The organism is Sphingomonas endophytica, from assembly GCF_001476895.1.
Taxonomy (GTDB): Bacteria; Pseudomonadota; Alphaproteobacteria; order Sphingomonadales; family Sphingomonadaceae; genus Sphingomonas; species Sphingomonas endophytica_A.
Map to the genome: position 1 here is coordinate 1 of NZ_LDTB01000256.1, position 753 is coordinate 753.

General features: G+C 76.8%; 1 protein-coding gene. It reads left to right on the forward strand.

Annotated elements, in window-relative coordinates:
- On the forward strand, positions 1–560 hold a 560-nt coding region (locus NS334_RS17070), incomplete at its 5' end, for a DNA polymerase thumb domain-containing protein (RefSeq protein ID WP_428835074.1).
- Positions 561–753: the final 193 nt, after the last annotated feature.

The following is a 753-nucleotide window of genomic DNA, read 5'->3' on the forward strand; positions in this document are numbered from 1 at the left end:
CGGACTTCGTGGCCGCGCTGCCGATCGGCCGGTTCCACGGCGTCGGCCCGGTCACCGAGGCGAAGATGAAGCGGCTCGGGATCGAGACCGGGGCGGACCTGCGCGCCTGGACGCCGGAGCGCCTGCGCGAGACCTTCGGCTCCGCGGGCGCCTACTACCACGCGGTCGCCCGCGGGATCGACGGGCGGCCGGTCCGCGCCCACCGGGTGCGCAAGTCGATCGGCGCGGAGACCACCTTCTCGGACGACACCGCCGCCTTCGAGGTCCTGGCCGCCCGGCTGGCGCCGCTGTTCGACAAGGTCTGGGCCGCGGCCGACGCCAAGGGCATGCGCGCCCGGACCGTGACCCTGAAGCTCAAGTTCTCGGATTTCGCCCAGGTCACCCGGGCGCGGTCGCTGCCCATCCCCGTCGCCGGCCGGGCAGGGCTGGAGCGGATCGGCCTCGACCTGCTGGCCGGCCTGTTCCCCCTGCGGCGCAGCGCGCGGCTGATCGGGGTGTCGCTGTCGGGCTTCGCGCAGGACGCGCCCGAGGCGCCGCTCCAGCTCCGGCTGGCCCTGTGACGGGCCCCCGCCGCGGGGCCCGCGCCGATCCCCCGATGATGCGACGCGGGATCGCGGTGCGGTCCCGCACGCCGGGCCCGCGCGGCCGCCCCCACAGGGGATCCGTCCGGCGCGGAACGGGATTGCCCGGGGCCCGCACCAACCGAAGGGTCCGCCCCATGTCGAAGCCCGCCTCCCCGGCCCCGTCTCTGGC